The organism is Petralouisia sp. (genome assembly GCF_056822245.1).
On the sequence record NZ_JBQIOP010000009.1, the window covers coordinates 80,369 to 106,682 of the forward strand.

The following is a 26,314-nucleotide window of genomic DNA, read 5'->3' on the forward strand; positions in this document are numbered from 1 at the left end:
ATATTCTTTGCCACCGCGCCGTAAATGTGCTATACTTAGAAAAACATTCACACATTACAGCTAAAGCTGAAAAAGGAGTCCGCTATGAACCATTTAACTTTACTGACAGACCTGTACGAACTGACCATGATGCAGGGCTATTTTAAAACCGGAAACAATGAAACTGTGGTATTTGACGCATTTTACCGGACAAACCCCGGCAACGGCGGATATGCCGTCTGCGCAGGCCTGGAGCAGATAATAGAATATATCAAAGACCTGCATTTTTCAGATACAGATATTTCCTATCTGAGAAGCGTAGGCATTTTTGAAGAAGATTTTCTGGAATATTTAAAAGAATTCCGCTTTTCCGGCGACATTTACGCCATTCCGGAGGGTACAGTGATTTTCCCGCGGGAACCGCTGCTTAAAGTAATCGCCCCTATTATGGAAGCGCAGCTGATTGAAACGGCTGTTTTGAATATCTTAAATCATCAAAGCCTGATCGCCACTAAAGCCGCCCGGGTCTGCTATGCCGCTGACAAAGACAGTGTGATGGAATTCGGCCTTCGCCGGGCGCAGGGACCGGATGCGGGAGTTTACGGGGCCAGGGCCGCCATGATCGGCGGATGCTGCGGCACCTCCAATGTGCTCTGCGGACAGAAGTTCGACGTACCGGTCAAGGGCACACATGCCCACAGTTGGATTATGAGCTTTTCCGATGAATATACCGCCTTCCGAAAATATGCAGAGCTTTACCCTTCTGCCTGCATTCTGCTGGTGGATACTTATGATACCTTAAAATCCGGCGTTCCCAATGCGATCCGGGTATTTACAGAGATGAGAGAAGCCGGCATTCCCCTTACCTTTTACGGTATCCGCATGGACAGCGGCGATTTGGCCTACCTGTCTAAAATTGCCCGGAATATGCTGGATGCGGCAGGATTTCAGGATGCGGTGATTTCCGCTTCCAACGATTTGGACGAGTATCTGATTGAAAACCTGAAAGCCCAGGGCGCCAAAATCACTTCCTGGGGCGTGGGAACCAATCTGATCACCTCCAGAGACTGCCCTGCCTTCGGAGGGGTATACAAGCTGGCTGCCATTCAGGATCAAAACGGAAAATTCCTTCCCAAAATCAAGCTTTCCGAAAATACGGAAAAAGTCACCAACCCGGGCAACAAAACCATTTACCGGATTTACGAGAAGGATTCCGGCAAAATCAAAGCAGATCTCATCTGTCTTGCAGATGAAACCTTTGATCCGGACAAAAAACTCCGGCTTTTTGATTCCCTGGAAACCTGGAAGCGCACCACCCTGCCGGGAGGCACTTACACCATGCGGGAGCTGCTGGTGAAGATTTTTGAAAAAGGAACCTGTGTGTATGAATCTCCAAAAGTAATGGAAATTCAGAAATACTGTGAAAAAGAAAAAAATACCCTGTGGAATGAAACAAAACGGTTTGCAAATCCCCATGAAGTCTATGTGGATTTATCCGATAATCTGTTTGATATGAAGCGGAAGATTCTGAATGAATATTCTCTGGAAAGCGGCGGCGCCCAAGAGGTTTCGCTGTGATGAAAGCAAAAAAAGATATGGCTTCCGGCGACATTTTCACAATTCCTCTTTTTCTCCCATCCTATCAGGAATGGACAAAAATGGAGCAGCTCATAGATTATAAACGATATCACTTCCGCGAGGATGACATTTATGCGTTCGGACGGCTCATCGAACTGCAAACCGGAAATATGAATCTGATTGAAATTTTTTCTTATGTGGGAAAAATACCAGAAACCCCCGAAGCAATCATTTATTCCGGACGGTTTTTTGAACCTGTAATGATGGCAGGAGCTTTTTCGAAAGGACGCTGGCAGATATTCCTTAAGCCTGGAGGCAGGTCTTCTGAATGAAAACAGCTTTACTGCCCTTGCTTTTCACAAATTTACAATGGACAAAAAAGCTTTTGAAGAATTCTTAGAACGCATCGAAAGCGGTGATTAAGCTTCACGAAATCCTGGACATTTCCCTCAGCCTCTGGGGAAATGTCCAGACAGGAAAATCTTTCATACTTATTTGTTCAAAAATTCCTCAACTTCTTCCTCCGGCGCATGGCGCAAATCCAGAAATCCTTCCTCTCCATCTTTTACCAGCCAGATTTCTTTTTTTCCTTCAGCCTCCATATTATCAATCACCAGAATCCGAAATCCCTGTTCCACTTCATATTCGTCTACATAAGCTTCCTTTTCGTCATCCCATCTGTTTTCATACAGCTGGTATCCGGAAAAATCCAGATCGGAAATCTCTTCCCCTTTCGCCGCCAATTCTTTTACTTCCTGGGCGGTAAATTCACTTTTCCAGACAAAATTGTCCCATTCCTCCCCATCAAAAGGCTCATCACTATAATCCTCCGGCTCTCCCCGGTTCACCGCCAGCCGGAATTTTTCTCCCAGATATACCTGGTTTAACGGCTGTCCGTCGATCTCTGCCATAATCTCTTCTCCGTCCACAACGTCAATGGGTTCCTGTTCCTCTTCCGAAACTGCCCAGTAATGGTACAGCCGCAGCTCCATCCAATCGCATTCTATAGAAGGAAGGCCGGCACTACTTAGTTCACCTGCAAAAGTAATTCCGCTGCCGCTTCTGCTCTCCGGGTAGTAAAACACCTGATTTCCCAGACTGTCTATACCTTCCAGATAATATTCCGCTTCTCTTTGTTCACCCAGAATTTCCGCCTCAATCCGGCTGTCCACCGGAGTGATTACCAGTTCTTTGATTTTCAGTTCCATGCCCTCTCCCAGCGGGAATGTTTTATCATATGACATTTCCAGGGTATTCCAGGCAAGCTCCTCGTTTGTGACCGTAAACCCAAAATCAAAGGCAATTTCATTTTTCTCATCCAACAGATCCTCTGCATTCTTATAAGCCAAAAAATGAAGCTGTATATCTGTAATTTTTTCCGGAAGGTCTTTTAATTCCATCATAAATATATGGTCAGGCTCTAATTTATCCTCCAGCTTACCTGAATTCTCCCACTCACCGTCAAATGCCGGCGTCTCATCGGTGTAGGTTAAAAGCTTCTGTTCTTCTCCATTGACTGTTACAAATTCTTCCGGCACAAACATCCCCTCCGGCTCCTTTGTATGGATTGTCACAGAGGCGTATATCTTATGATCCGCCAGGATCACTTCGTGTAAGGTAACGGTAAAACCTTCTTTTTCCTGCTCCTTATGGATGATTTCCGCATAGGGGGACAAATCCTTCTCCACCTGCCAAATCTGCCCGATTTTTGTTACAATTCCTTTCACCGCTGCCTGTACCCTGGGGCTGCCTGCCATAAGAATCACAAGAACAACGGCTGCCGCCGCGCCTGCTATCCTGCGGCGGTATAAATAAAACGCCTGCCGCCTGGTTCTCTGCCATTCTTTTCCCGCTTCCTCCACCAGCCTGTCATCAATGTTCCCAAAGGCTTCTGCAAAATCAAACTCTTTTTTCAATCCATTCTCCTTCACTGTCCCATTACCTCCTGCTCTAAAATATGAAACAATTTTTTGCGGTTTCTGCACAAATTTGTCTTAATGCATCCGGCCGATACCTTATGTCTTTTGGCAATCTCACAGATCGAATCCAGATACCAATACCTCCGGATAAAGATATCCCGATCTGCTTTTGGCAGCTTCCAGAGAAATTTCTCAATTTCCTCCAACAGTTTCTTCTCTGCCATCTGCTCTTCAATGGTATAAGACAAAGACAGCTCATCCATTTCACTGCACACATCCGCCCTGTGGGCGTCCGGACGTTTTGCCGCATGTTTTTTGCGGAAGCAGTCGATGGCAAACCCTCTGGTAATCCTTCCCACAAAGACTGCCAGACAGGAAGGTCTTTTGGGCGGCATATAGTTCCAGGCTGACAGCCAGGTATCATTCAGGCATTCTTCCGAAACATCCTCCTTTCTTTGCTCACTCTATAAGTCGGATAAAATAAGCCAAGGTTACAGAATTTCCTTTTTTCTTACTGTTTTCCATAGCTTTACAGAACCCTGCCTTTTTTGTATAATGAATCTATCAGCAAAGTTTTCAGATTTCAAATAACCAATCTCTCAGAAAGGAGAAACATAATATCAATGCCTCTTTTACAACCGACCCTGTATACCCTTGATTATATCTATCAGCTTCCGGAAGGCAAACGGGCAGAATTGATTGACGGACAGGTTTACGATATGGCTCCGCCCACCCGCATCCATCAGGAAATTGTTTCCGGACTCCACTATAAGATCCGTGATTTCATTGATTCCAAACATGGTTCCTGCCGGGTCTATCCTGCTCCCTTTGCAGTTTTCCTGAACGCAGACGACAGAAACTATGTGGAACCTGATATTTCCGTTGTCTGCAAAACCGACAGGCTGGATGAAAAAGGCTGCAACGGAGCTCCGGACTGGATCATCGAAATTGTTTCCCCAGGAACGAAACACATGGATTACGGCGTTAAGCTGTACAAATACCGCACCGCCGGAGTGCGGGAATACTGGATTGTTAACCCCATGACCAGGATTGTCAATGTCTACGATTTTGAACATGAAGTGAAAACAGACCAGCATACGTTCCAGGACGAGATTCCCTCCTGCATTTTTGACGGCCTTACACTCCGCCTGGAGGAGCTTCTTCCCTGACTATTACTCCGGCGGTTAAATATCGCCGGAGATTACGCAGAACAAATCTTCATATGCAAGGCGGAAGATTGAGCTGTAGCGAGGGCTACAGCGATTGATGAGGGTCTGCCCCGCTTTATCGGGCACAACGCAGCAGATGGAGGTTTGGACAAGTAAGATATTGCGATATTTAACCGCCGGAGTAATATCTCCTGCCCATGCCCGAATGCCGGTAATTCTGATGCCCCCGCCAGACAGTAATTCCCAGTGTCATTGTTGCTATCACAGGAATATACCTGAGCCATTGAGGGGGCACGGTATAAATTCCCGGATGCGGCAGATACACCGGCATGGAATAGCAGGAAACCCGCATCAGATCCATGAAAACCCATCCCCAGTAATAATTGGCCGTACCCATTCCCAACAGCATCGGAAACAGAACCCGATCCACCCCAAAAGGCAGAACAAACAAAATCACTCCCGCTGTCACAGCAGATACGGGACGCCTGCACTTTGAAGATAAAAACAGCGTGATGCCTACATTTAACAGAACAGACGCCAAACCTGCCAGAAACAATAATCCCAGAAAATTCCCGATGCTGCCGTAATCGGCCCGGGGCAAAGCAATACCTGCGCTTGCCTCCAATCCATCCCATCCGTATAATACCCCTGTCATCACAAACAGCAGAACCATCATTAAAACACAGACCATACATCCAAGTCCCATAGCTGCCTCTATTTTCCGGCGGATATCCCTGGATTTTCCCTGATTTGTGGTCAGCAGAATTTCCGTGGTATTCCGGCTGTATTCTTCAGAAAAAACAGGCGCCGCCATCAGGATCAGCCAGATATTTAATGAAGTCACCGCAAGATGCCAGATATCCTGCAGTTTTTCCCATCCTCTGGTATAACCAAACTGAAACTCTCCGCTTACAAAATATTTTCCATAATTCTCCCAGGTGTCCCCGGAAGAAAAACCCGAGGGCCGCTGTTCCGTCTGCAGAAAATCTGTCAGCTTATCCGTAACAAACTGGCTGCAGAAATTCCCCTCCCTGACCACAGCATATTCCATATTTTCTCTGCCGATATAACCGGAAAATCCGAACCGTTCTGCAATAGCCTCTGCTTTTTCCATGGTAAAAGGGCCTTCATACTCTTTTGCCAGCCGGCGGTCCTGCCTGACGGCCTCCAATCCCTGGTATACTGTTCCGTCTATTTCCGTCCTGGTTCCGCTTGCCTCCTGATACAGAATAAACAGAAAAAAACCGATCATCGCAAGCAATGCAAGATTCATCACCGGCCTTGCCGTTATCTTGTAAAATTCCATTTTAAACAATCTCATACTCTGCCTCCTGTCAAATCTCCGTTTCCCTGAAAAACTTTTTATATTCAAATACCGGTTGAATATCAGCCAGGATTTTCTCCCATTCCATATAGATACACGTCTTCCAGATTCGGGGAAATCTGCGCTGCATCCTCTGCGGGCTGAGTGTCTGAAACAATCCGAAGAACCACCCTGCCGTCCTCTGTATTTTTCTGGTTGCTGATGGTAAATTCCTGGTTGAGCCTCTCTGCCTGCTCCGGCGTTTTTATGCATTCCCACACTTTTCCATCCACTGTCTGTAAGATTTCCTGCAGATTTCCCGATTCTGTGATCTTCCCTGCTTTCATCAGCAGAATTTCATCTGCAATATATTCAATATCCGCCACAATGTGGGAAGAAAGCAGCACCATCCGGTCCCGTCCCAGAGAGCTTATCATGTTCCGGAACCGAATGCGCTCCCTGGGGTCCAGCCCGGAAGTAGGTTCATCCAGAATCAAAATTTCCGGATCATTCAGCAGCGACTGGGCTATGCCTAACCGCCGCACCATGCCTCCGGAAAGGGTTTTGATTTTTTCCTTTCCCGATCCTTGAAGCCCTGTAATTTTCAGCAGCTTTTCTACTCTCTCCCGCGCCAGTTCCGGCGGCACCGCCTTTAATTCTGCCAGATATTCCAGATAACGGCAGACTGTAAAATTCGGATAATATCCCAATTCCTGAGGCAGATACCCCAGTTTCATCCGGTATTCCCCGCCCATTTTTCCAATTTCCTGTCCATTGCAGAGAATTTCCCCGGAAGTGGGTCTCAGTACTCCCACCATCATGCGCAGCAGCGTGGTTTTTCCTGCTCCGTTGGCTCCAAGCAATCCATAAATTCCCTTTCGAAACGTAAATTCCAGCCGGTCCACTGCAATTTTCTGCTTATAATGCCTGCTCACCCTGTCTAATTTCAATTCCAACATACCATCTCTCCTTCCTCCATCCTGCGGTAAATCAAATTTATTTCCCGTATCAGGCACAAAACAGCTGCCGCCAGTGCAAATACCCACACTCCAAAATACGTCCTGGCATACCACTGAGGACTGCTTAAGGGAACCAGAGATATCATTCCGCACATTGCGGCCGCCCCTGCCTGCAGATATTCCCCTCTTCTTCCCCGAAGCATGGTAAATACCAGAAGCTGCACGGCGTTTGACAGCACAAAGGGCACCAGAAGATACACCAAAACCCGAAACAGGCCGCAGGAGGTATTTTTTGCAACCACAGCCACCATCACCGTAAGAAGCAGAATGTCCAGGCAGCCGAACAATATCATTTTCACACACCACACCTGTTTAAAATTCAGATAGCAGGACTGCTCCAATTCCATCATTCCAATGGCTCTGCTTCTGCCAAGCTCTGCCACCAGAAAAAGCCCCATACTGGAAGCCGCCACGGAAGCTGTCCCAAGATACGTCAGCATCCCTTCTCCCTTCCACTGGAAATAGCCCAGTAAAACCACGGTCAGACATACGCACAGCAGCTGCCCGCCCAGGCAGAATCCGGAAATATATTTCAGCTGTCCCCGGAATATTTCCCAGAAGGACGGACAACGCCAATACTGCTTCTGCTCTGCCGCCTCTTCAAGCTTTTGAAGAATCCTCCCTTTCTCCTGCTGATCAATTGAAATTTCCTCTAAAACAATTTTTTCTTTCACTGTTTCCTCCTTTTTCCCGTTTTTATGTTCTTCGCTTTTACTGCAAATCCTCTTTCTTCAGGCTTTTTTTCAATTTTTCTGTGCCCTGGCGGATTCTGGATTTTACCGTTCCAATCCCCGTCTCTGTCATCCGGGCAATTTCCCGATATTTAAACCCATATCCGTAATACAGAATCATTGCTTCCCGCTGCATCCCCGGAAGATGCTCCGTCAGCTGCTGCATGGTAACCAGAATTTCCTCCTGACATGTTCTGGCTTTCACAACATGCTCTTTTCCTTCCGGGAGTTCCTGCTGCCAGAGCTCTTCGTTCTCCTGCCTGCGTTTTGCGCTCCTGAAATAATCCATACACACATTTCTTGCAATCGTAAGCAGATATCCCTTCAAATTCCGGTAACAGTAATGCTCCACCGATCGGATAAAATGCAGAAACGTCTCCTGGGTCAAATCCCCGGCATCCTGGCGGCTCCCGGTTTGATAGCAGCAGAAACGGTAAATATCGTCATAATATTTCTCTGCAATGGTATTCAGATATTCTTTTTTTCCCCGCTGGATTTCCCGGATCAGTTCTCTGTCGTTCACGGTCTTGCGCTCCTTTGCTGTGTGTTCTGTTAATATAACGCATCAACTGTATCAAAGGTTTTATCATTCTGAATTTTTTTATACAAAAAAAGAAGCGCAGCAGCCTTTTTTCAGCTTTGCACTCCTTCTATCACATTCTCTAATACATCTCCGCCGCCATTCTTCCGGCTTTTCCGGAACGGAGATGGCACCACAGAGAAACCATTGCGCTTAAAATCAGTACCAGATAGAAATTCAGCCCCCGGGTCACACACATGGAAGCGGTAAGAAAAGCTCCCGGGAAAATCATGGAATATGCCGTTTTATACATCATCTCCGTAATGCCCTGAGCGCCCGGGAGAGGCAGCATATCCACTGCGATATAAATGGCCGCCTGCAGGCTCATTACCGTAAAGGCGCCGGTTCCCTCCAGTCCAAGTCCCCGGTAAATCAGCCAGGTAAGGAAAAAGACGCTGCACCGCTGCACCACCGTAAAGGCGATAACGGCCATAATCTTACTTTTGTTTTTCAAAAAAAACAGCACTGCTTCATGATACTGATCGGCCATATCAATCAATTTGTCCGTCCGCTCTCTGGAGGATTTCAGCAAGCGGAATTTCTTTAAAATCTTTTCTCCGCCGATTACGATTCCCTTGAAGCACCTGGGGCTTACCATAATAAACAGCAAAATCACCACCAGAGCCGTGTTCAAAAACAGGCCCAGATAGTACAGATACAGATAATTTTTAAGATACACCGACAGGGGTTCGTGATAAAAAATCAGAATTCCCACCCCCATAACCACCAACACAAATTTGTAAATTACGGCTACCGTCATAAGCACTACGGTGCTGTCTGATACTTTATGGCCCTCTTTTTGCATATAATAAAGCTGCATGGGCTGCCCTCCGGTGGCAGAAGGCGTAATTCCGGAAAAGAAAAATCCCACAAAAGAATATTTAATACAGGTGGCCGCCTTCGTTCTGTAATTCAGCGACCGCAGAAGATAGCAAATCATCATCCCTTCTGCCGATACAAAAAAGATTGCTGTGGCAGCGGCGGCGCACAAATAGGCCGGATGCAGTTTTTTCACTGCCGCAATCACTGCCGCCATATCATTTCCTTTCAAAATAGCGCTTACGGTCAGCGCCACCAACAATAAAAGAAATCCTGCACTGATTAAATTCTTCCGATTCATAACTATACTGCTCCATTCATTACATAAGACAATTTCCGCATTGCCTGACGGAAAATTCCCAGATTCTTGACAGGGTAACGCAGACAGCTCTCATTAAATTCACGCAGCGTTCCCTCAAATTCCAGACTGGTATGCTCCAGTTCATAGAAATCCCTCGGAGTTACCAGTGAAAAGTGTTTGCCAAACAAATCAAACCCATTCTCTTCCAGAATGCTGGCCACAAAAGAAGAACAGGTATAATGATTCTTCTGGTAAAAGGGTATATTACATAATAACATGGGAAGCCCCAGGATACAATAATGAAAACGAAATCTTCTGGAAAAACATTCCTGCAGCTGTCTGGAAATCTTTTCCTTCTGTTCCTTTGTGCACTCCATGCTTACAATCTTGTATTTTGCTGTGGGAAACACTTCTTCAATTTTCCTGGCGTCCTCTTTCTCAAAGCCTGCCAGAATCGGAACCGCCGGGTTCCTTCTGCCCACGCTGTATGCCTCATTCAGTTCTGCATCCATGGAAAGCACCACATGTATGTAATCAATTCCTATCACTCTGCGTATGATTGATGCGAACAATCCTGGTGTATCTACTAATGCCAAATATATTTTATCCATCTTATCAGCCTCTTTTTCTAATTAAATTTGTAAAATTTCTGCGCCGTCTTGTAACCTGCCAATGTAAGCCCTGCACCAAATTTGCCCGGAAGGAAGGTAAATCCGCTTAAGGTCCGAAACCGCAGCGTCTGGTAAAGCTTCCTGTCATGGTTCTTCACATAATTCCAGAGCATTTCCCTTTTTTCCCACGCTTCCGGCGTCCCAATCAGCAGAAGGTGTATGGATGAAATTGCCATCATAATAGAAATATTCCGGGTCAGGTAATCTGCCAGCTTGGGATGTTTTTCCCTGACTTTTTCCAAATCACTGCAGCCGGAAACCAGCTTGGTAACCCGGATCTGCTGATCAATCCGCTGCATCAGAACCTTTTCATTCACTGACTGATCCTCCCGGCCCAGAAAATAATGGTACATATCCAGGTTCAGATAACACAGGGTTTTCACATAAGGAAGCGGCTGATTGGCAAAAATATTATCCACATAAAAGGTATGCCTGGGCAGCTTCACTCCTGACTGTCTCAGTACTTCTGTCCTGAAAAACAGGGAATGCATCACCAAATACTGGGAGGGACGGAAATGCCGGATATCATTCCAACCGCAGATCTGATTCTCCCTTAACACATTTTTATAGCCCATCCGTTTGGTTTTATTTTCATAAAAGTGGTCATAGATGTAGTTGCATATAATTAAATCTACCTCTGCGCCGCTCTTTTCCCACTGTCTGATTCTTTGCAGCAGCTTTTTAAGCTCCTCTTCGTCCAGCCAGTCATCGGAATCCACAACCTTGAAATATTTTCCCGCTGCCAGCGCAAGCCCTGCATTGACCCCGGCCCCATGGCCGCCGTTTTCCTGGTGCACCACCCGGACAATCTCCGGATAATTCCTGGCATAATTATCTGCAATTTCTCCTGTGCCGTCGGTAGAACCGTCATCCACAATAATAATCTCCACGCAATCATCTCCGCTGAGCAGAGTGTCAATGCACCGCTCCATATAATCTTCTGAATTGTAGCAGGGTACTGTAAATGTAATATCTTTTTTCATTTTTTCTCTCCTGTTGCTTTTTGCTTCTATCTTATTTAACGAAAATATTCTTGATATTTCTTCATAAAATTTCTTAATATTTTTTAAATTTTTCTAAAATCGACAATTATCCCTAAAGGATTTTTCAAACACGCGCTGGAATAGAGCAAGCATCTGCGGCCATTCTATGGCTATGCATCAATTTTCTTCATTATACGTAATCTTTCTTAATTCTGCATTGTCTTTATCTTACATTTATCTTACATTTATGTCAGAATGGCAATCTGCCATACTGCAGAGAAGGGTACATCTAAAAGCAAAAAAACGCTGCGCGCCGGAGTAATACAATGGGGCTGCCGCATTAAGACGTAAACATACAAGATTTTGTAAATAGAATTTATACCATATCCTGTAGTTTTATTTCTTAATGCAACAGCCCCATGATTTCTATAATTTTCTTGATGTTCCTACTGAGACAATTGCCCCTGTTCCTTTTCCACAATCTCTTTCCAATCCTCCAGAGAGCGGCTTCCGGAATAAGTTTCCCCTACGATATTCCCTTCTTTATCCACAAAAAAAGTTTCCGGAACTGCATTAATTCCTGCAAGCCTGCCGCCCAGATATCCTGCGTCCGGTATCAGGAAGGGATAGGTTGCCCCTGTTTTTTCTGCCAGAAGCTTGGCTTTCTCCACTGTTTCTGCATCTGCGCCGCCAAAGCCATCTGCTGCGTCCAGCACAATGCCCACAACATTCACCCCCTGCTCTTTCACTTCCCCGGACAGTTTTTCCAGATCCGGAATTTCATTGACACAGGGTGTACACCAGGTAGTAAACACATTGATCATGGTCAGATCATACTCAGCAAACATTTCCTGGGTAAAAGAATTTCCTTCGATATCCTTCATGGAAAACTCGCCGATCCGCTCTGTCTCTTCCACCTTCTGTTCCCCGGATTCCAAAGGCTCCTGAAGGGAGTCTGTGTCTGCAGACTGGACTTTCTCATTCTGCTCCTTCTCTCCGCTGTTTTTCCCGCCGGTTCCGCAGCCGGTGCATAAAGCCAGGCAGCATATGCCTGACAGAATTAATATGCCGGTTCTTTTCTTATGATTTCTCATTTACCAATTTTCTCCTTTTTCATACATTTCTCTGTAAATCTCCAAATCATCATACCACTGCCGATCATTTTCTGCAATATCCATCTCTAATTTCATATATTCCGACATCATACAGGCCCCGGCGGCATTTGTCTTTTGGAGCTCATGGAGATTCCCAGGATGAATCCCGCCGATGGCATACACCGGTATGGTTACGCTTTGGCAGATTTCTTCCAGAAATGCAGTTCCTCTGGGCGGTATGCCCTTTTTACAGTCAGTGGCAAAAATATGGCCTGCCGTCAGGTAAGAAGCCCCCAATTCTTCCGCCGTTTTTGCTTCCTCCAAAGAGTGAATGGAAACTCCGATATGCTTCACTTCTGACAAAAGATTGTTATTTTTGGAAAAAGCAGGCTCCCGCCGATATGTTTTCAAAAGAGACAGCGGCAGATGCAAACTTGGGCATCCTGTCTTATGGGCTGTGGGCAGGTGGGTATGGGGAATGAGCAAAGCCGAAGGGCCTTTTATCGTTTCCAATAAATTCCAAATTCGGCCAAACAGTTCCAGATATGCTTCTTCCGGCAGATTTTTCTCCCGTACAATTAACATATCCGGTCTTTTCGGAAACTTTTCCTGCACTGACGCATCTGCACATTTTCCATTCGCTTTCCCCACCGGCACATTTTTTCCTCTTCCATTCGCTTTCCTCACCGGCACATCTGTCCCTCTTTCATTTGCTTCCCGTCTGGGCAGGTATTCCTTCCCGGGTGCGGCAAGCTTAGCCAGAAATTCTGCATATTCTTCCAAAGTTCCGTTCCCGCCAAACTTCCGGTACAGTCCGTAATCGGAAACTGCAATCAGCTTAAACGTACACATAATCGTTCATCACCGGCTGCAGTCCCCGAGATTTCAGGGCAGCAAGCACTTCTGATACGTTCCTGTGATCTGCAATTTCAAACTGGCTGTCTCCCTGTCCTGTCACTTCTTTGGAATGATTTCCAATTCCGGTGCTGACTCCCGCTGATATTTTAGTGGCTGCCATTCCAACTACATGATCCCGAAATTCCTCCCGTTCCCTGGTGGAAATTGTCATGCCTGCAAAGGGCATAAACAGCCGGCAGGCGCACATAACCTGCAGAAGCTGACGCTCTGTAACCTCCTGCCAGGCTGTCCATGCCGTAGTTTCATCTGACTTTCGTTCTCTATGTATGGTAGTTTCATCCGGCTTTGATTCTGTATCTGCATATGCTCCGGCTTTCGGATTAATCGGCCTGAGTCTGGGACAGGAAAAGGAAATTTCCGCATAGGGGTATTTCCTTTGAATATAATAGGCATGAAGTCCTGCGGCAAAGGCGTCTTTGCGGAAATCTGACAGCCCAAGCAATGCGGCAAAGGCAACGCCCCGCATTCCTCCCTGCAGCGCCCGCTCCTGTGCATGAAAACGATAGGGAAATATCCTCTTCGGCCCTGCCGGGTGCAGGATTTCGTACTGTTTGGGATCATAAGTTTCCTGAAACACCGTTACATAATCTGCCCCGCATTCCCGCAGATACCTGTAATCCTCTGAATTCATGGGATATACCTCAAGCCCCACCATTTTAAAATAGTTCCGGGCAATTCTGCAGGCTTCTCCAATGTATTTCATATCAGCCTGACCAGGACTTTCCCCAGTGAGAATCAGAATTTCTTCCAGTCCGGTTTCTGCAATTGCCGCCATTTCTTTTTCAATTTCCTCCTGACTTAACTTCATTCTGTGAATCTGGTTTTTGCAGTTGAATCCGCAGTATACACAGTGATTTTCACAGTAATTGGAAATATAAACGGGGGTAAACAGATACACAGAACTGCCGAACTGTCTCTGTGTCTCCTCCTTTGCCCTGGCTGCCAGTTCTTCCAAAAAAGGCTCTGCCGCCGGAGACAGCAATGCGGCAAAATCCTCTGCCGTTCTGCGTTCTGCCTCCAATGCCTTTCTCACATCCTGACAGGTATAGGATTCCGGCTGATAGCTTTCCCGGGCCGCCAGAACCCTGTCAAAAATATCGGATTGTAACTGTTCCATTCCTTCCAGATATTCCATGTGGTTTGTGTTCCTCTGGTTTGTTTCCATACTCTGCCTCCTCAAAGATCATTCCCGCAAAAATCCTGTCAGCGGAGAGGACGCTTCGCCCCCTGTCTTTCGCACTCTTCCTAAGCCGGAAAGATACGCTTCCCGGCCTGCCTCGACTGCCTTTCTAAATGCCTGGGCCATCAAAGGGATCTCTCCCGCCGTGGCAATTGCCGTATTGGCCATGATTGCAGCCGCTCCCATTTCCATTGCCTCACATGCCTGGGAGGGCCTGCCGATTCCCGCGTCCACAATAACCGGCAGCTCAATTTCATCAATCAATATCTGAATAAAATCCTTTGCGGCCAGTCCCCGGTTTGAACCGATGGGCGCGGCCAGCGGCATCACCGCTGCCGCTCCCGCCTGGGCCAGATCTCTTGCCGTATTCAGATCCGGAAACATATACGGAAGCACTGTAAAACCTTCTTTCGCCAGCAACTCCGTGGCCTTTACCGTCTCCTGATTATCCGGCAGCAGATATTTGGCGTCCCGCATAATTTCCACTTTTACAAAATTCCCGCAGCCAAGCTCTCTGGACAGCCTTGCAATTCTCACTGCTTCTTCAGCGGTTCTGGCGCCGGAGGTATTGGGCAGAAGCGTCACGCCCTCCGGAATATAATCCAGGATCTTTCCCGCCCCGTCAGAGTTGGCCCGGCGAACCGCCAATGTGATTATTTCCGCCCCGGCCTGTTCCACCGCCGCCCGGATCATCTCCACATTATATTTCCCCGAGCCTAAAATAAATCTTGAGGAAAATTCCCGCCCGCCCAGAATTAACTGATCGCTCTTTAGATTTTTTTGGATTCTTTTTTCTTCTTCCATTGTTCTCCTGCCTTTCTTATGTACAAATACTTCCTTAGCCGCAGTCCGCAGTTAATTCGCCGGAACGCTGCCCAATTTGTGTGTCAAAGGGCAATCCGGCAGTGACCTTCGTATCCAAATATAAAAGTTCGCTGTAGTTCTAAACTTCTTTTTTCCCCAGCATCAGCCGGATTGCCATATTGGCCTGATGAGCCGCGCATACCATAACCCGTGAGGGCATCAGGCAGGTAGCTTCATCCAGATCCGTTACCCCATCCCCGCAGAGATACAGCCGCTTCATTTTCCTTCTGGTGGCAATGGAATTTGCAGAGGAAACTCCTGCCATACCGCTTCCGGAAATCACTGTTGTTTTGGGGCATTGGTCCAATACCGTATTCACCAGAATTGCTTTCTGCTCAGGATTGTCAAAAGCCTCGCAGAGAATGGGATATTCCCGGAAGAAACTCCCTGCATTTTCTGCCGTCACTTTCTCTGCCGCCGCTGTCACTTCCAGATATGGGTTGATTTTTTTCAGGATCTCCAACAACGCTTCTGTTTTGAGACGGCCCAAATGGGAAATATCGTATGCCTGCCGGTTCAGATTTGTAAGTTCCACCCGGTCAAAATCCACCAGAAATAATTTTCCCACCCCTGCCCTTGTCAGCATCACTGCAATCTGGGAGCCAAGGCCCCCAAGACCTGCAATTGCCGCAGAACTGCCGGAAATTTTCTCATACATTTCGGGAGTATACCGCTCCAGAAGCGCTTCTTTTAACTGACGGCGGCTTATGGGCTTTTCTCTGCCTTCCATGACTCCGTTGTTCCCCGGCAATTTCTCTTTCCTCAATTCACAATCTTTTTTCATCAGCCCCCTCCCACAAAGCTCACCACTTCCAGTTGATCCTCATTGCTGATCCAGGTTGTCTCATAGGAACCCCTGGGCACAATTTCACCATTTCTTTCCACTGCAATTCTCTCTGTCTGAAATCCCTCCTGCCGCAGCAGCTCTGACAGAGAGAGCTGAACAGAAATTTCTTTTTTTACACCGTTGACTGTCATTGTCATTCCTCCTGAAATTTTGTGCGGAGCAGTTTTCCAGAGAGTTTCTGGCCCAGAGCGAACTTTTTATATCTAGTACATCGAATAATTAATAACTGCCAACTGCGTCTAAGGTGTTCCGAAGAACCGTCACTCCTAAAGGAACGTCATGGACTTTAACGCTTTATAGCGGCAAGTTCTTTCCTATAAGATAAAAAAAGACCGCCACGAAAGAACTACACCCGCGGTGGTGTACCCCTTCGTGCGGTCTTATCCCAGAGCATGCTTCAAATGCGCTCTAAAACTTCTCCAACACTCTGCCTGAGATTATAATTCATATTTCTAAGGCTGTCAAGAATCAATTAACTTTCTTTATCTGTTTCTTTATCTGTTCGTCGCTGCATTCGCCTGCAATTATGTTTTTGTTTCAGCGCCAGTCAGATTCTTTTGTCTAATTAAATCCAACCACCTTCTGGGAGATTTTATAGGCGGCAACTGATATTTTTCTTCCGCCCTTTCCCGGCAGGTTCATGGCCTGGCCCATAATTCCGTTTCTCAGATGCCAGAACAGACGAATGTCATAATTTTTCAGATATTTCCAGAGCTCCCTCTTCTTCTCTAAATTCTCCCTGGTGCCGGAACGGATCAGCATAATCGTCGACACCACCGTAATAATTTCCAGATAATTAAACATATATTTCCGAAGCCTGCGGTTGGGAAGTTTCCACAAATCCACCGTTTCCACCATAATTTTGTTTACCTTAATCTGCTGATCAATCCGCTGAATCATCACTTTCTCATTCACAGACTGATCCTCCCTGCCGATAAAATAGCGGTAAAAATCCACATTCAGATAATACATGTTTTTCACATAGGGCAGCGGAACATAAACAAAAAGGTTATCTACATAAAAAGTATGCTTCGGCAGCTCCAGTCCGCATTCCCGAAGAAGCTGGGTACGGTAAATCACAGAATGCATCAGGATATACTGGCCTTTGCGGAAATGCTTTGCGTCATTCCAGCCGAAAATCCTGCCTTCCGGAAGGGTTCCTGTATATTTCATTACTTTTTTATGTTTTGCCCCTTCTTTTTCATAGACAAAGTTGCTGATTAACATATCCAGAACTGTTTTTCCTCCGGATAATTCCCGCAAAGCAGACAGGATTTGCCTGTATGCTTCCCCGTCCACCCAGTCGTCGCTGTCCACCACTTTGAAATAAAGTCCGGAAGCATTGCGGATTCCCGCATTGACCGCTTCTCCGTGTCCGCCGTTTTCCTGATGAATGGCTTTCACGATGGTGGGATAATTCTCAGCATATTTGTCTGCGATTTCTGCCGTCCGATCCTTCGAACCGTCGTCTACCACAATTATTTCCACATCCTCCCCGCCAACCAGCAGTGATTCTATACAATGCTCCAAATAATCCTCTGAATTGTAACTTGGAATTGCAACTGATAATAATTTCATGCCTCTTCTCCTTTGTTTTTACATTCACTATGATAAGACCATACTTTTTTATTATACACATTTTGCCCCAGGAATCAAAATAAAATTTGTTCATATATTTTTTACATATTTCTCATATTATTAACACACCGAAGTCACATTTAGCCTCTATACTAACAACCATAGAAGAAAACATTACTTCTTTCATAAATGAATATCTTTTTCATAGCCTTGCCTTCGGGCAAGGTCCTCCCGATAAAACAGTGTATCCTCACTTTTTTATATAAATCTTTTTCATATGAAAGCCGGTGCAAAACAGCGCACCGGCTCCTCTTTTTTAATCATCTGAAAACTTCTCATTGCCCAGGCGGATCTTCATATATTTTGTATATGCGCCAAAAGCCGCCGGAATAGGATAACGCTCCTCCGACTCTGCCCGTTCCACAAACATCATGTTTCCCTTCTGCCGGGAAAGCTCGTCCACACGGATCACATATCCGGTCATATGCCATTCCACGTGGGAAAAAATATGCTTTGCCGGCTCCAGCTTCTGAATACGGATGGGCGATAAATTCTGTTCCTTCAGCCAACGCAGCGCCTCATCCTCCGTCAGATGGCCGCCGGTATTGGGAAATTCATACAAACCTGCCAAAAGTCCCCGGGCCGGTCGTTTGCGAAGGACGATTTTTTCTTCATCCTGTATGATAAACACTGTTTTTTCTTCGATTTTTCTGGGTTTGGCTTTGCTTTTTACCGGAATCCTTGTCCAGAGATCCTGTTTTTTAGATTCGCAGAAACCTCCCCAGGGGCATACTTCACACCGGGGCGCGCCGCCTGGCAGACAGACTGTGGCGCCCAACTCCATCAAGGCCTGGTTGAAAGAACCGGCCTGCTCTTCTGGAATCACCTTCTGCAAAACATTCTCCGCTTTTGTCCTGAAGGACTGCTTCATAATGTCAGAATCATCTGCGGATACTCTTGTGATAATCCGAAGAACATTCCCGTCCACCGCTGGAACCGGAATTCCATAGGCAATGGAGGCAATGGCTCCTGCGGTATAATGGCCGATTCCCTTTAATTTCAACAGCTTTTCATAATCTGCCGGCAGCTGGCCTCCATGTTCCTGCACCACTGTTTGGGCCGCTGCCTGCATATTCCGGACCCTGTTATAGTAGCCTAAGCCCTCCCATAATTTCAGCAGCCTTTCTTCTTCACATTCTGCCAAAGCGGCAATTTCAGGCAGCGCTTTGATAAATCGTTCAAAGTACGGTTTCACTGCTTCTACTCTGGTCTGCTGAAGCATAATTTCAGATACCCAGACATGGTAAGGGGTTGGAGACTCCCGCCAGGGCAGGGTTCTTGCATTGTTCTGAAACCACTCAAGCAAAGGGGCTACCGTTTGTTTAAAAGGGAATTTTTCTATCATGAAATGTACCTCGATTCGGGATTTTTCGCTACAGACGTAGGTTTTACATTGTTAATCTTATCTTAATCACAGAGAATTTTCAAGATACAAACTAATATTTGAACCGTTGGGCGGTACGTAGCTTGAAATGAGCAGAAAAATGATTATAATAAATGTTGCCATATAGTGTCAGGATTTTGATGGTATTCTATTATACGAGGAGGAACCGGCAATGCAGGAAAGCAGATTATTTAAAATTGTGTATCATTTACTCGATAAAGGACGGGCCACTGCTCCAGAATTAGCAGAAAAATTTGAAGTGTCCGTAAGGACGATTTACAGGGATATTGACGCCCTAAGCGGCGCGGGTATTCCTGTTTATGCAGAAGCAGGGCGAAACGGCGGCATTTATCTGATGAATGATTTTGTTTTAGATAAAGCGGTGCTGTCAGAAGAAGAAAAGCAGGAAATTCTAACAGCCCTGCAAAGTATCAATTCTGCAAACAATCTTGGCAGCAATCAAACATTGCAGAAGCTTTCTGCCATCTTTCATATGAATTCGGAAAACTGGCTTGAAGTGGATTTTTCCAGATGGGGCGATAACGGAACCGACAATGAGAAATTTAAATTACTGCAATCAGCCATAATTCATCAAAAATGCGTAAAAATAACTTATGCAAATTCCTATGGAACAATTAGCGAAAGAATTGTCCAGCCCTTTAAAATATCCTATAAGTCTATGTCGTGGTATTTAAAAGCATATTGTACAAAAAAACAGGATTATCGTATTTTTAAGCTGACCCGCATGATAGATTTAGAAATTCTCACGGAAAGTTTCTGCAAAAATTCTTTCCCGGAGCCGGACGAAACACTGGCGCAATCCTACCATACAATTGTACTGCGTTTCCCGAAAAATATGACTTACCGTGTTTATGATGAATTTGACAAAACGAGGATCAGCAGAAAAGAAAATGGAGATTTAATCGTATCTATAGAAATGCCAGAGGACGCATGGCTAATAGGGTATTTATTGTCATTCGGAACCCAGGTAGATATTATAGAGCCTGCGTATCTTAAAGACATCGTGGCAGAGCAGGCAAAGAAAATCTATGAAAAATATACCTTGTGAAACGGACGGAGAGTCATAATGGAATGCCCGAAAGATATAAATCTTGACACAAGGTGTCGGGATATGTGTGGTATCATTTGCCTGTAAATCCTATTATAATTAAAAACGAAAGGGAACGAACTATGAGCAGACCAACAACAAAAACAGATTTACTGACAGCCGCAGCCGCTAATTATGAAAAGTTACACACTCTTGTTTCCGGATTAACAGAACAAGAATTAGAGACTTCCTTTGATTTTTCACATGATGAAAAAAAGAAAGAGGCTCATTGGAACAGAGATAAAAATCTTCGTGATATTTTCATCCATCTCTATGAATGGCATCAGCTTTTGTTACACTGGGTACAATCCAATCAGAATGGCGAACATAAGCCGTTTCTCCCGGAGCCTTATAATTGGAAAACCTATGGAGATATGAATGTGGAATTTTGGAAAAAACACCAGTCTACCTCCTTAGAGGATGCAAAGAATATGTTTCAGCACTCTCATGGCAAAGTAATAAAACTGGCGAAAACTTTTTCAAATGAGGAATTGTTTTCGAAAGGCGTTTATCAATGGGTAGGAGGAAGCACCCTGGGCTCTTATTTCGTCAGCGTTACCGCAAGTCATTATGACTGGGCAATGAAAAAACTGAAAGCACACAGGAAAAATTGCGCCAACATATAGGGAGGACAGACCATGCACTTCGTGAAAGCAAAAGAGATATTAGCTGCTGAAAATGGAATGAATTTATACCGCGGCTGCTCTCACGGGTGCATTTTTCGCCGTTTATTAACGATACGGAAGATAATATTCTTCTTTTTCAAAAGATGAATTGAAATAACTTCAAGATTGTTCTCTCTGGCTGCTGCAGGTAACATTTTCACAGTATTTTCAAACACATTACAATTATACAAATCGGAATTCTGATAAGACACTTTTTATAGCATTTAATAACTGTTATATCTTATCTTCAAAAAGTCCGCAAACCCTTGTAAATGCTAAATTTATAACAAGTGAGCTTGCCCTTATACTTTCCCTTGTGTTATATCCTTTGCCCTCATGTTACGAACCTTCATAAGGGCAAAAATAAGGGAAAGAAAAACCTGTAACAAATTATAACATGAATTGAACAGGACAGGAAGAACTGATTGGAATGCTTTCACAAATTTCTCCAAAACACAAGAAGAAAGGACGAAAAAAGATATGAGGTTTATTCATGCAACATATAATATGATCCATAACAGTATTGATGTAACCACTTTTGACGGATATGTTTTACGGATAGACTGCGGAAAAGCAGAAGAAGGATTATAAACAACACCATACTCTGAATATACCTTAAATGCTTTGGCAATAGACAATCCCCTTGAATATGCAACGCTGTATCTTGAGGGCGGTATGCAGATGTGGATAGATGCGGAAGACTCATTAGAGTTGTGGTAATATATCTTTCTTTGTATAGAGGACTGGTCAAAATATAAACCCGTTCGCTCTTTATTTGTAAAACTGCTCACACTTACATCATATATGAACGAAGTTTTACAATAATAAATCATTAGGAATTGTTTAGAAATAACTTATTAATTCTGACAGTTTAGTACCAAACGATATGGATACAAAATAGTCTACAACTTGCAGACTATTTTGTATCCATCATTTTCGCAACTTCAGATTCCAACGTTTCTATTGTAGGAAGACTGCGTTGATATTCTTTGCTGAGAGCGTTGCTTAATTCATATCCCGCAATACCAATCGGTTGCGAAACTTCTTCCAAAGAATATTCTGCCACAACATTATCCTTATCTTTACAAATAAGCAAGCCTATTGCCGGATTATCACCATCTCCTGTTAATTGTTTATTTACTGCGGTAACATAAAAATTCAATTTTCCAACATACTCCGGTTCAAATCTCTTTGTTTTAAGTTCCACAACAACATAGCAATGCAGCTTAATATGGTAAAACAATAAATCAATATAAAATTCACGCTCTCCAACCCGTAACTGAACCTGACGTCCCACATAGGAGAACCCCGTTCCCAACTCCAACAGGAACTGTGTAATTTGATTTACCAGAGCATCTTCCAATTCTTTTTCATCATAATCATCTCGCATCGTTAAAAAATCGAAACTATATGGATCTTTTAATGTCTGTACAGCCAAATCAGAAGCATTGGCAGGAAGTTTATCCTTAAAATTCGTAATGGCTTTTCCCTTACGCTCATATAATCCGCTTTCAATCTGATGTTCCAATACATCCCGGCTCCAATTATTTTCTAAAGTATACTGTGCATAAAAAACAGCTTCACGCACATCTTTACATTTAAAAATAATACGCTGATTATGTCCCCACGGAATTGTTGTTATCAGCCGGAAAATATCATCAGACCTCAATTCGTCTACAACTTGTTGACCATTTACAGCTTTTGCATAAAAGCGGTACCATAGCCGCATCGTTTTCAAATTCGTTTCTGAAAATCCTGCCATATCAGGAAATGTCTTTTTTAAATCAATACTCATCTGCCGCAAAAGACCTTCTCCCCATTTTGAATGTTTCTGCCGATTTACGATATCCGCGCCAATATGCCAATAAAGTTCTAATAGTTCTCTATTCACTTTAATAGATGCTTTAATCTGACTGTTTCTAATCCTGTCTTTAATCAAAGCAATCCATTCCCTGTATTCATCAGTCACGATAAATTTTACCTCTTGCTTTTTGATGCCGGCTTTCATCTTTTCCTCCATAGTATGTATCAATTCATTATAAAATCATTCATTGTCAGATACAAATTATCTCTTATCCTTCCAAAAGGTCAAATACATTTGCGTAACACATTCCATCATGCCCAACAAAATATGCATTAAGAAAAATACACTGATTGAAATGAGCCATTTTATAGCTGATGCTGGAACAATCAGGGCTAAAAATACATATGCGATCAATATCATCATATAAATAATTTCTACCATAACATAGGTTCCATTGTTTCTGTATTAATTTCATTACGGACATGATTGTATTTTGCTGATTTAAAAGTAATATTATAATTTCCATTTCCCATGTCTTCAAACGAATCCAGCCATACAACTTTTTCAGCAAAAGTCAACTCTTGTCTTCTGTCTTTTTAGACTCTTTTTCAAAGTATATTCCAGCATTTTTGAAAAAATATTCGTAATTTGCGCAATGTCATATGTAGATGTGTCCGATGCTTCTTTTTGTCTTGTAAGAGCAAGATAATAAAAATAGATTAAGACCTTTTTATCATTTTCTTGAGTACCCATATTTTTCTCCTCAATGCTTACAATATTTCTTTTAACAGTTTCCAATTATCGTCTTTTATATCATTTGAGTATTCTTCTGTACAGATACATAGTTCAGAACTTTGCTTATCCTGACGCACTATACCTCCCTTTGTTTCTATAATCCATGTATTTCCTTCTGTATCATGGACTATATAATCGGGATAAAAAGATTTTTGTTTTCCAGCATTATCTTCATACACAATAGAAAAATACTCGTTGCCTTTATCTCCATTTTTGTAGAACCATTCTACATGATTATTGGATTCACAGTATTTTGCAAATATTTTTTCAGGTTCTGATCGAACTTCCGCTGAAGCCCTATACCCTTTATATACCTTTTTGATCAGTTCCATTTGATCTTTAGCACTGCCGTCATACGCAAACATATAATTTAATGGAAAACTCCACGGTTTTTCAGTTACCATATTCGATTCTATCTTTATCTGTGCCGTTTCTGATGCCATTGCAATACGGATATCATCAATTAATCGGCGCTTATTATTAATGACAAATGCATACAACTCTCTGATTTCTAATATCAAAAGAGTATACTCCGAACGCAAATCTTTCAAAAATAATTTGCGCATGATTGCATTCATATTATTGTAATCAAGACCTACCTTCATTCCAATTTCAGCAACACAATGATGATATTCTTTTCCATGTTTGTGTGTCGTTAATTTTTCCCTGATTTTTATTTCATTCAAATTATCAAATTCTTCTTTGGACAAAGTAGCCAGTTCTCCTGACTTGGTATAATCTATAATATCTGTGTTGAAATCATATTTGTGTGCTTCTAACTTTTTTCTGTTTTCTATAGCTTTCCCATCCAGATTGTATTGGCTGGAAAAATACTTCTTTATGACCTTTAACGCCAATTTTGCATCTCTTGGGAAAGGAACATTTGTCTTTTGCTGGCAAATAAGGGTAAAGTGACTATATTCACGTTTCAAAGTCAAGTCCCTTTCTTCCAAAGCCCCTTTCCCTAAACTCCTTTTTACATTTTCTGTAAATTTTTCATCCAAAGTATAAAGATAGCAGCAGTCCAGCAAATCGTCTTCATAATGTTTTGCTTCCGGCATCCTGCGGATTCTTCCAATAGTCTGAATCTCAAATGTTTCACTCATATTATCACGCAGCTTGACAAGTATATGTGCTCTTGGACAATCCCATCCCGTCGCAATAGCTTGCTTAATAATTACGACTATTGATTCCGCATTATTTTCCGAAATGGACTCTAAGTTTTGTTTCTTATCTGCAAGCCATACCGCTAATTGATTATTTTCATATGTAATTCCTTGTGCAGAAAGATAGGTTTCGATGCTCTCCAAAAGAACATCCGACTTATTAGGTAACTGAACAACTATCAATGGATTTACATCAACTTTCCTTCTCAAAAATTCTGAATGCAATTTGCGGCGTTTTGTAAGGGCCTTATCCATGAGATAAGAAACCTGATCTTCAACGCTTATATTCTGTTCAAAATTCTCATTAATAAGCAGCAATTTTTTTATTAGCCCTTCTGCAATGACATCTTCTTCCGGGATTTCAATTAAATATGCATCCTTATAATTCTTTGGTGTTGCAGAGCATCGCACAATCTTCTCAGTTTTAAAATAATCAATAATTTCTTCCGCCTTAATGGTATCATTTTGGTGAGATTCATCCACAATAATTTTAAATGTCAGTCCTTCTTCTAAGGCATGGAAGATGCAATCCAAAAAATTAACCCGTTCACTGTCTTTTAACGCATTATTACCTTTTTTGGTGAGTTTCTCCCAATTGATAAAGCAGCAGTCATTTTCTTCAAATCCGCCTGCCATAACGTCGCATAACAATTTTGTTCGGCTTCCATGAATGTATCTATCCATTTTTTCCTTGCTCTGTTCCTCAAGATTTCCTTTTCCCGGAGTAAGCCAAATAAATACCTGCTTGTTATAACTTTTCAGATACTCATCCATAAAGTGTGTTAAAATAATCGTTTTTCCGCTTCCGGTACAGCTTTTCAAAATGATTTCTTTTTTGTCAAACTCCATTGCCTCCATCAAGTCTGCAATTGCTTTTAATTGGAAATCTGCCAACTCTATGTTCATATTCAGCCCTCCAACTCCCTATAGTAATAATCAGGAATGTTATTTATCTTAATATTTAATTTTCGCACCTTTTCTGCCTGTTCACCAGAAAGAAGTATATCATGTCCTAAATAAATTATTTTGCAATCTGAATCCTTGTTGAGCCGATTAATATAATCGTCTGCTTCTTTTTCGGTTAGGATAATTGCAACTTCTGAATTATTTATGAAATCAATTCCATTTTCCAATTCTACCAGTTCACGGATATGCAGAAGCAATTCATCAGCATACTCATAATATAAACGGTCACTAATTGGAATATAATCGATTTTGTAATACTTCAGGCTTTCACATATTTTTCCTTTTCAATTACTCTTTTCAGACGTTCATATGTAACGTCCTTGCAAATATTGTTTTCATTATTGGTGCAAAGGATAATTTGACGATTGCTTTTCTTATTTTCTGCATTATATCGAAATAATGCCTGCCCCGTCGTTCCGCTTCCAGCAAAGAAATCAAGTATAACAGCATTTTCTTTATTTATTGTTCCAATAGAAATAATATATTTCAAAAGTTCTACAGGCTTAGGATAAGGGAATGCTTTTTTGTCAAATAATTTTCCCAAGTCTTTTGTCCCCTCTTTTGTCATTCCCACAAAATCAGGCAATTGAGTTGTTGTAGCAGAGATACCAGCAATATTTCCTGTTTTTTTCAAAGCTTTAGCTTCATCTTCATCTTTAAAATACCTTAATTGAGGTTTTGATATTTTAAGGAATTCATAATCACCTGGAAAAACTATTCTGTTTTGTTTTAAATAAAACACCACTTTACAACTATTATAAATAGTGCTCCTTTTGCTGAACAAGGTATTTTAAGGCTTTCATAAGGGCAGATGATTTTATTATACTTTCGCT

Annotated in this window: 27 protein-coding genes and 1 pseudogene; 6 read left to right on the forward strand and 22 right to left on the reverse strand. The window is 43.2% G+C overall.

Annotated features, from left to right (window positions below):
• The first annotated feature begins 84 nt into the window (after window positions 1–84).
• Both ACTO17_RS05440 and ACTO17_RS05445 read left to right on the forward strand, forming a co-directional pair.
• Window positions 85–1,557, forward strand: a complete 1,473-nt coding sequence (locus ACTO17_RS05440; RefSeq protein ID WP_482557179.1) for a nicotinate phosphoribosyltransferase — start codon at window positions 85–87, stop codon at window positions 1,555–1,557.
• Window positions 1,557–1,889, forward strand: coding sequence for an Imm26 family immunity protein (locus ACTO17_RS05445; protein ID WP_482557198.1), 333 nt, complete (start codon window positions 1,557–1,559; stop codon window positions 1,887–1,889). The genes ACTO17_RS05440 and ACTO17_RS05445 overlap by 1 nt, the downstream gene beginning before the upstream one ends.
• Window positions 1,890–2,048: 159 nt before the next feature.
• Here ACTO17_RS05445 and ACTO17_RS05450 read toward each other — a convergent pair whose 3' ends face one another.
• Together ACTO17_RS05450 and ACTO17_RS05455 are read right to left on the reverse strand one after the other, a co-directional pair.
• A complete protein-coding gene (locus ACTO17_RS05450) occupies window positions 2,049–3,488 on the reverse strand; it encodes a DUF4179 domain-containing protein (RefSeq protein WP_172537156.1) in 1,440 nt (479 codons plus the stop codon).
• Window positions 3,485–3,871 (reverse strand): hypothetical protein, encoded by a 387-nt coding sequence (locus ACTO17_RS05455; RefSeq protein ID WP_482557180.1) that lies wholly within the window; start codon window positions 3,869–3,871, stop codon window positions 3,485–3,487. The genes ACTO17_RS05450 and ACTO17_RS05455 overlap by 4 nt, the downstream gene beginning before the upstream one ends.
• Before the next feature lie 228 nt (window positions 3,872–4,099).
• On the opposite strand from ACTO17_RS05455, the gene ACTO17_RS05460 reads away from it, so the two are divergent.
• Window positions 4,100–4,645 carry a Uma2 family endonuclease gene (locus ACTO17_RS05460; protein WP_482557181.1) on the forward strand — a complete coding sequence of 182 codons (546 nt, stop codon included), beginning with the start codon at window positions 4,100–4,102 and terminating at the stop codon, window positions 4,643–4,645.
• Window positions 4,646–4,814: 169 nt separating this feature from the next.
• Here ACTO17_RS05460 and ACTO17_RS05465 read toward each other — a convergent pair whose 3' ends face one another.
• From ACTO17_RS05465 to mutY, 15 genes are all read right to left on the reverse strand, one after another.
• Window positions 4,815–5,966 carry a hypothetical protein gene (locus ACTO17_RS05465; protein ID WP_482557182.1) on the reverse strand — a complete coding sequence of 384 codons (1,152 nt, stop codon included), beginning with the start codon at window positions 5,964–5,966 and terminating at the stop codon, window positions 4,815–4,817.
• Window positions 5,967–6,031: 65 nt separating this feature from the next.
• On the reverse strand, window positions 6,032–6,907 hold the full coding sequence (locus ACTO17_RS05470; protein ID WP_482557183.1) for an ABC transporter ATP-binding protein: 876 nt from the start codon (window positions 6,905–6,907) through the stop codon (window positions 6,032–6,034).
• Entirely contained in the window at window positions 6,895–7,641 is a 747-nt protein-coding gene (locus tag ACTO17_RS05475; protein WP_172535681.1) for a hypothetical protein, read from the reverse strand. Before ACTO17_RS05475 ends, ACTO17_RS05470 begins: the two co-directional genes overlap by 13 nt.
• 37 nt (window positions 7,642–7,678) lie before the next feature.
• Window positions 7,679–8,221: an RNA polymerase sigma factor gene (locus ACTO17_RS05480; RefSeq protein WP_482557184.1), complete on the reverse strand. Its 543-nt coding sequence runs from the start codon at window positions 8,219–8,221 to the stop codon at window positions 7,679–7,681.
• A gap of 139 nt (window positions 8,222–8,360) precedes the next feature.
• On the reverse strand, window positions 8,361–9,398 hold the full coding sequence (locus tag ACTO17_RS05485) for a lysylphosphatidylglycerol synthase transmembrane domain-containing protein (RefSeq protein WP_172535683.1): 1,038 nt from the start codon (window positions 9,396–9,398) through the stop codon (window positions 8,361–8,363).
• Window positions 9,399–9,400: 2 nt separating this feature from the next.
• On the reverse strand, window positions 9,401–10,009 hold the full coding sequence (locus ACTO17_RS05490; RefSeq protein WP_172535684.1) for a hypothetical protein: 609 nt from the start codon (window positions 10,007–10,009) through the stop codon (window positions 9,401–9,403).
• Between the two features lie 17 nt (window positions 10,010–10,026).
• Complete coding sequence (locus tag ACTO17_RS05495; RefSeq protein ID WP_172535685.1) at window positions 10,027–11,052, reverse strand: glycosyltransferase family 2 protein; 1,026 nt, start codon at window positions 11,050–11,052, stop codon at window positions 10,027–10,029.
• A gap of 446 nt (window positions 11,053–11,498) precedes the next feature.
• Entirely contained in the window at window positions 11,499–12,146 is a 648-nt protein-coding gene (locus tag ACTO17_RS05500) for a TlpA family protein disulfide reductase (RefSeq protein ID WP_482557185.1), read from the reverse strand.
• Entirely contained in the window at window positions 12,147–12,998 is an 852-nt protein-coding gene (locus ACTO17_RS05505; protein WP_482557186.1) for a thiamine phosphate synthase, read from the reverse strand. It abuts the gene before it with no gap.
• Window positions 12,985–14,229: a 2-iminoacetate synthase ThiH gene (gene thiH / locus ACTO17_RS05510; RefSeq protein WP_482557187.1), complete on the reverse strand. Its 1,245-nt coding sequence runs from the start codon at window positions 14,227–14,229 to the stop codon at window positions 12,985–12,987. The genes ACTO17_RS05505 and thiH overlap by 14 nt, the downstream gene beginning before the upstream one ends.
• An 18-nt stretch (window positions 14,230–14,247) precedes the next feature.
• Complete coding sequence (locus ACTO17_RS05515) at window positions 14,248–15,048, reverse strand: thiazole synthase (protein WP_482557188.1); 801 nt, start codon at window positions 15,046–15,048, stop codon at window positions 14,248–14,250.
• 139 nt (window positions 15,049–15,187) lie between these two features.
• The gene (gene thiF, locus ACTO17_RS05520) at window positions 15,188–15,892 is read right to left on the reverse strand and encodes a sulfur carrier protein ThiS adenylyltransferase ThiF (RefSeq protein WP_482557189.1); all 705 of its coding nucleotides are present in this window, start codon (window positions 15,890–15,892) and stop codon (window positions 15,188–15,190) included.
• On the reverse strand, window positions 15,892–16,086 hold the full coding sequence (gene thiS, locus ACTO17_RS05525) for a sulfur carrier protein ThiS (RefSeq protein WP_172535689.1): 195 nt from the start codon (window positions 16,084–16,086) through the stop codon (window positions 15,892–15,894). The genes thiF and thiS overlap by 1 nt, the downstream gene beginning before the upstream one ends.
• A 430-nt stretch (window positions 16,087–16,516) precedes the next feature.
• The gene (locus ACTO17_RS05530) at window positions 16,517–17,533 is read right to left on the reverse strand and encodes a glycosyltransferase family 2 protein (protein ID WP_172535690.1); all 1,017 of its coding nucleotides are present in this window, start codon (window positions 17,531–17,533) and stop codon (window positions 16,517–16,519) included.
• A gap of 316 nt (window positions 17,534–17,849) precedes the next feature.
• Window positions 17,850–18,938, reverse strand: a complete 1,089-nt coding sequence (mutY, locus tag ACTO17_RS05535; RefSeq protein WP_172535691.1) for an A/G-specific adenine glycosylase — start codon at window positions 18,936–18,938, stop codon at window positions 17,850–17,852.
• A 211-nt stretch (window positions 18,939–19,149) separates the two neighbouring features.
• On the opposite strand from mutY, the gene ACTO17_RS05540 reads away from it, so the two are divergent.
• The 3 genes and pseudogenes from ACTO17_RS05540 to ACTO17_RS05550 all read left to right on the forward strand — a co-directional run bounded on the left by ACTO17_RS05540 (window position 19,150) and on the right by ACTO17_RS05550 (window position 21,470).
• Entirely contained in the window at window positions 19,150–20,046 is an 897-nt protein-coding gene (locus tag ACTO17_RS05540; RefSeq protein ID WP_482557190.1) for a helix-turn-helix transcriptional regulator, read from the forward strand.
• Between the two features lie 122 nt (window positions 20,047–20,168).
• On the forward strand, window positions 20,169–20,711 hold the full coding sequence (locus ACTO17_RS05545; protein ID WP_482557199.1) for a ClbS/DfsB family four-helix bundle protein: 543 nt from the start codon (window positions 20,169–20,171) through the stop codon (window positions 20,709–20,711).
• 519 nt (window positions 20,712–21,230) lie between these two features.
• Window positions 21,231–21,470, forward strand: a pseudogene (locus ACTO17_RS05550) (DUF6061 family protein).
• Window positions 21,471–21,666: 196 nt separating this feature from the next.
• Here ACTO17_RS05550 and ACTO17_RS05555 read toward each other — a convergent pair.
• From ACTO17_RS05555 to ACTO17_RS05575, 5 genes are all read right to left on the reverse strand, one after another.
• Window positions 21,667–22,758: a PDDEXK nuclease domain-containing protein gene (locus tag ACTO17_RS05555; RefSeq protein WP_482557191.1), complete on the reverse strand. Its 1,092-nt coding sequence runs from the start codon at window positions 22,756–22,758 to the stop codon at window positions 21,667–21,669.
• Between the two features lie 360 nt (window positions 22,759–23,118).
• Window positions 23,119–23,307, reverse strand: coding sequence for a hypothetical protein (locus tag ACTO17_RS05560; RefSeq protein ID WP_482557192.1), 189 nt, complete (start codon window positions 23,305–23,307; stop codon window positions 23,119–23,121).
• Between the two features lie 17 nt (window positions 23,308–23,324).
• Window positions 23,325–25,421, reverse strand: coding sequence for a DEAD/DEAH box helicase family protein (locus ACTO17_RS05565; RefSeq protein WP_482557193.1), 2,097 nt, complete (start codon window positions 25,419–25,421; stop codon window positions 23,325–23,327).
• Between the two features lie 2 nt (window positions 25,422–25,423).
• Window positions 25,424–25,648, reverse strand: coding sequence for a hypothetical protein (locus ACTO17_RS05570; RefSeq protein WP_482557194.1), 225 nt, complete (start codon window positions 25,646–25,648; stop codon window positions 25,424–25,426).
• A gap of 92 nt (window positions 25,649–25,740) precedes the next feature.
• Entirely contained in the window at window positions 25,741–26,223 is a 483-nt protein-coding gene (locus ACTO17_RS05575) for a DNA methyltransferase (protein ID WP_482557195.1), read from the reverse strand.
• Window positions 26,224–26,314 lie beyond the last annotated feature (91 nt).

Bases quoted from the DNA above. Each gene is read 5' to 3' on its own strand.
- ACTO17_RS05555 (WP_482557191.1), bottom strand. From the start codon at position 22,758: ATGAAAGCCGGCATCAAAAAGCAAGAGGTAAAATTTATCGTGACTGAT.
- ACTO17_RS05455 (WP_482557180.1), bottom strand. From the start codon at position 3,871: ATGCCGCCCAAAAGACCTTCCTGTCTGGCAGTCTTTGTGGGAAGGATT.
- mutY (WP_172535691.1), bottom strand. From the start codon at position 18,938: ATGATAGAAAAATTCCCTTTTAAACAAACGGTAGCCCCTTTGCTTGAG.
- thiH (WP_482557187.1), bottom strand. From the start codon at position 14,229: ATGGAAACAAACCAGAGGAACACAAACCACATGGAATATCTGGAAGGA.
- ACTO17_RS05500 (WP_482557185.1), bottom strand. From the start codon at position 12,146: ATGAGAAATCATAAGAAAAGAACCGGCATATTAATTCTGTCAGGCATA.
- thiF (WP_482557189.1), bottom strand. From the start codon at position 15,892: ATGAAAAAAGATTGTGAATTGAGGAAAGAGAAATTGCCGGGGAACAAC.
- ACTO17_RS05445 (WP_482557198.1), top strand. From the start codon at position 1,557: ATGAAAGCAAAAAAAGATATGGCTTCCGGCGACATTTTCACAATTCCT.
- ACTO17_RS05465 (WP_482557182.1), bottom strand. From the start codon at position 5,966: ATGAGATTGTTTAAAATGGAATTTTACAAGATAACGGCAAGGCCGGTG.
- ACTO17_RS05545 (WP_482557199.1), top strand. From the start codon at position 20,169: ATGAGCAGACCAACAACAAAAACAGATTTACTGACAGCCGCAGCCGCT.
- ACTO17_RS05470 (WP_482557183.1), bottom strand. From the start codon at position 6,907: ATGTTGGAATTGAAATTAGACAGGGTGAGCAGGCATTATAAGCAGAAA.
- ACTO17_RS05440 (WP_482557179.1), top strand. From the start codon at position 85: ATGAACCATTTAACTTTACTGACAGACCTGTACGAACTGACCATGATG.
- ACTO17_RS05530 (WP_172535690.1), bottom strand. From the start codon at position 17,533: ATGAAATTATTATCAGTTGCAATTCCAAGTTACAATTCAGAGGATTAT.
- ACTO17_RS05515 (WP_482557188.1), bottom strand. From the start codon at position 15,048: ATGGAAGAAGAAAAAAGAATCCAAAAAAATCTAAAGAGCGATCAGTTA.
- ACTO17_RS05505 (WP_482557186.1), bottom strand. From the start codon at position 12,998: ATGTGTACGTTTAAGCTGATTGCAGTTTCCGATTACGGACTGTACCGG.
- ACTO17_RS05460 (WP_482557181.1), top strand. From the start codon at position 4,100: ATGCCTCTTTTACAACCGACCCTGTATACCCTTGATTATATCTATCAG.
- ACTO17_RS05560 (WP_482557192.1), bottom strand. From the start codon at position 23,307: ATGGGTACTCAAGAAAATGATAAAAAGGTCTTAATCTATTTTTATTAT.
- ACTO17_RS05565 (WP_482557193.1), bottom strand. From the start codon at position 25,421: ATGAACATAGAGTTGGCAGATTTCCAATTAAAAGCAATTGCAGACTTG.
- ACTO17_RS05490 (WP_172535684.1), bottom strand. From the start codon at position 10,009: ATGGATAAAATATATTTGGCATTAGTAGATACACCAGGATTGTTCGCA.
- ACTO17_RS05495 (WP_172535685.1), bottom strand. From the start codon at position 11,052: ATGAAAAAAGATATTACATTTACAGTACCCTGCTACAATTCAGAAGAT.
- ACTO17_RS05540 (WP_482557190.1), top strand. From the start codon at position 19,150: ATGCAGGAAAGCAGATTATTTAAAATTGTGTATCATTTACTCGATAAA.
- thiS (WP_172535689.1), bottom strand. From the start codon at position 16,086: ATGACAGTCAACGGTGTAAAAAAAGAAATTTCTGTTCAGCTCTCTCTG.
- ACTO17_RS05485 (WP_172535683.1), bottom strand. From the start codon at position 9,398: ATGAATCGGAAGAATTTAATCAGTGCAGGATTTCTTTTATTGTTGGTG.